The organism is Idiomarina baltica OS145 (genome assembly GCF_000152885.1).
Lineage (GTDB): Bacteria > Pseudomonadota > Gammaproteobacteria > Enterobacterales > Alteromonadaceae > Idiomarina > Idiomarina baltica.
The window spans coordinates 1-2,767 of the sequence record NZ_CH672408.1; the positions used below are offsets into that span (position 1 = coordinate 1).

At 48.1% G+C, this 2,767-nt stretch carries 4 protein-coding genes and 1 pseudogene; all 5 read left to right on the forward strand.

Annotated features, from left to right (window positions below; translation table 11 throughout):
- Positions 1-140: 140 nt before the first annotated feature.
- Positions 141-452, forward strand: a complete 312-nt coding sequence (gene rpsJ, locus OS145_RS10490; RefSeq protein ID WP_006956423.1) for a 30S ribosomal protein S10 — start codon at positions 141-143, stop codon at positions 450-452.
- 38 nt (positions 453-490) lie between these two features.
- Positions 491-1,129: a 50S ribosomal protein L3 gene (gene rplC, locus OS145_RS10495; RefSeq protein ID WP_006956425.1), complete on the forward strand. Its 639-nt coding sequence runs from the start codon at positions 491-493 to the stop codon at positions 1,127-1,129.
- 18 nt (positions 1,130-1,147) lie between these two features.
- Positions 1,148-1,753, forward strand: a complete 606-nt coding sequence (gene rplD, locus OS145_RS10500) for a 50S ribosomal protein L4 (RefSeq protein ID WP_006956426.1) — start codon at positions 1,148-1,150, stop codon at positions 1,751-1,753.
- Positions 1,750-2,052, forward strand: a complete 303-nt coding sequence (gene rplW, locus OS145_RS10505) for a 50S ribosomal protein L23 (protein WP_006956427.1) — start codon at positions 1,750-1,752, stop codon at positions 2,050-2,052. Before rplD ends, rplW begins: the two co-directional genes overlap by 4 nt.
- Before the next feature lie 14 nt (positions 2,053-2,066).
- Positions 2,067-2,711 (forward strand): annotated as a pseudogene (gene rplB, locus OS145_RS10510) (50S ribosomal protein L2); the annotation flags it as partial.
- Positions 2,712-2,767 lie beyond the last annotated feature (56 nt).

A 2,767-nucleotide genomic window follows, 5' to 3' on the forward strand; every position in this document is an offset into this window, starting at 1 on the left:
GCTTAATTGGTGTTCCACAACAGTCCCGATAGGGGATTGAATGGTTGACGTAGATAATCGCACCCCCGGTATGTGCCAGGGAGGTTGCGTTTGTCTGTGCTCTTTTTTAAATGCTCTTTAATTTGAGGCTTTGATTTTTTATGGCTAATCAAAGAATTCGGATTCGATTGAAAGCGTTCGATCACCGTCTGATTGACCAGTCAACTGCAGAGATCGTTGATACTGCAAAACGCACTGGCGCGCAGGTACGTGGACCAATTCCACTGCCAACTCGGAAAGAACGCTTCACCGTGCTGATTTCTCCACACGTAAACAAAGATGCGCGTGACCAGTACGAAATCCGCACCCACAAGCGTCTGATCGATATCATGGACCCAACTGACAAAACTGTTGACGCGTTAATGCGTTTGGATTTGGCAGCTGGCGTTGATGTACAGATCAGCTTGGGTTAAGTGGGCAGTAATAGGATTACACACGAGAGGTTTTAACAATGGCTATAGGTCTAGTCGGTCGTAAAGTAGGAATGACGCGTGTCTTCCAGGAAGACGGCGCTTCTGTTCCTGTTACTGTGATCGAAGTGCTGGCTAACCGCGTGACTCAGGTTAAAACTGAGGAAACTGACGGTTATCGTGCGCTTCAAGTAACCACAGGCGAAAAGAAAGCTAGCCGCGTAAACAAGCCTTCAGCAGGTCATTTTGCTAAGGCGAGTTCTGAGGCAGGTCGTGGTCTTTGGGAATTTCGCTTAGAAGACGGCGAAGGCGATGATTTCGCAGTAGGTTCTGAGATTACAGTAGAAGTATTCTCAGAAATTAAGAAAGTGGATGTTACAGGTACGTCTAAAGGTAAAGGCTTTGCTGGTACCGTTAAACGCTGGAACTTCCGCACTCAAGACGCTACCCACGGTAACTCATTATCGCACCGTGCTCCTGGTTCAATTGGTCAAAACCAATCACCAGGTAAAGTTTTCAAAGGCAAGAAAATGGCCGGTCAAATGGGTAACGAGCGCGTGACAACTCAATCACTTGAGTTGGTTCGTGTAGACGCTGAACGCAACCTTTTATTGATTAAAGGTGCTGTCCCTGGCGCTACCGGTGGCGATGTGATCGTTAAACCTGCGGTCAAGGCGTAACGTCTGAGGAGAATGGTGATGGAATTAACATTGAAAGACGCAAAAGGCGCTCTTGAGGTTTCCGAAGCTACCTTTGGACGTGAGTTCAACGAAGCACTTGTCCACCAGGTAGTTGTTGCATATGCAGCGGGTGCTCGTCAGGGTACCAAAGCTCAGAAAACTCGTTCTGAAGTTGCTGGTGGTGGTAAGAAACCATGGCGTCAAAAAGGCACGGGTCGTGCACGTGCCGGTACTATCCGTAGCCCAATCTGGCGCTCAGGTGGTACTACTTTTGCGGCGAAACCGCAAAACCACGAACAGAAAGTTAACAAAAAAATGTACCGCGGTGCTGTAAAAAGCATCCTGTCAGAATTGATTCGTCAAGACCGTTTGCAGGTTGTTGAGAACTTTGAGCTTGAAGCGCCAAAGACTAAACAACTCGTTGCGAAGTTGAAAGAATTGAACCTGAACGACGTTTTGATCGTGACTAAAGAAGTTGACGAGAACTTGTTCCTTGCGTCACGCAACTTGCATAAAGTTGACGTACGTGATGTTCAAGGCATCGACCCAGTAAGCTTAATCGCGTTTGAAAACGTCCTGATGACTGCTGACGCAGTTAAGCAGCTTGAGGAGGTGTTGTCATGATGCGCGAAGAACGTTTACTTAATGTAATCTTGGCACCTCACGTTTCGGAAAAAAGCACCATGACTGCTGAAGGCTACAACACTGTAGTTTTCAAAGTAGCTAAAGATGCGACTAAGTCCGAAATCAAAGCAGCTGTCGAAAAACTTTTTGAAGTTGAAGTTAAAAACGTACGCACAGTGAACGTTAAGGGTAAATCTAAACGCACTGGTTTCCGCTTCGGTAAACGTAGCGACTGGAAAAAAGCGTATGTGGCCCTGAAAGAGGGTGCTGACATCGACTTCGTTGGCGGCGCTGAGTAACAGGAGGAATTATCATGGCTGTAGTTAAAAGTAAGCCTACGTCTCCGGGTCAACGCCACGTCGTAAAAGTCGTCGGTCAGGACCTGTACAAAGGCAAGCCTTTTGCTCCATTGCTGGACAAAAACAGCAAGAAGGGCGGTCGTAATAACAATGGACGTATCACTGTACGTCACATCGGCGGTGGTCATAAACATCACTACCGTATTATCGACTTTAAGCGTAATAAAGACGGTATCCCTGCAAAGGTAGAGCGTATTGAATACGATCCTAACCGTTCAGCGAATATCGCATTGGTATTGTACGCAGACGGTGAGCGTCGCTACATTTTGGCTCCTAAGAACTTGAATGTGGGCGACCGCATTGCTTCAGGTTCTGATGCGCCAATTAAAGCGGGTAACAGCTTACCTATGCGCAACATCCCAGTAGGTACTGTAGTACACGCAATCGAAATGCAACCAGGTAAAGGTGCACAGCTGGCTCGTTCAGCAGGTGCGTATGGCCAAATCCTGGCGCGTGATGGTGCATATGTCACTATCCGTTTGCGTTCTGGCGAAATGCGCCGTGTACAGTCTGAAGGTCGAGCGACCATCGGTGAAGTGGGTAACGCAGAACACATGCTGCGTCAATTGGGTAAAGCGGGCGCGAAGCGCTGGCGTGGTGTTCGTCCTACCGTTCGTGGTGTGGCGATGAACCCAGTTGATCACCCGCACGGTGG

Coding starts and splice junctions, on each gene's coding strand:
- rpsJ (WP_006956423.1), top strand. CDS start 141: ATGGCTAATCAAAGAATTCGGATTCGATTGAAAGCGTTCGATCACCGT.
- rplC (WP_006956425.1), top strand. CDS start 491: ATGGCTATAGGTCTAGTCGGTCGTAAAGTAGGAATGACGCGTGTCTTC.
- rplD (WP_006956426.1), top strand. CDS start 1,148: ATGGAATTAACATTGAAAGACGCAAAAGGCGCTCTTGAGGTTTCCGAA.
- rplW (WP_006956427.1), top strand. CDS start 1,750: ATGATGCGCGAAGAACGTTTACTTAATGTAATCTTGGCACCTCACGTT.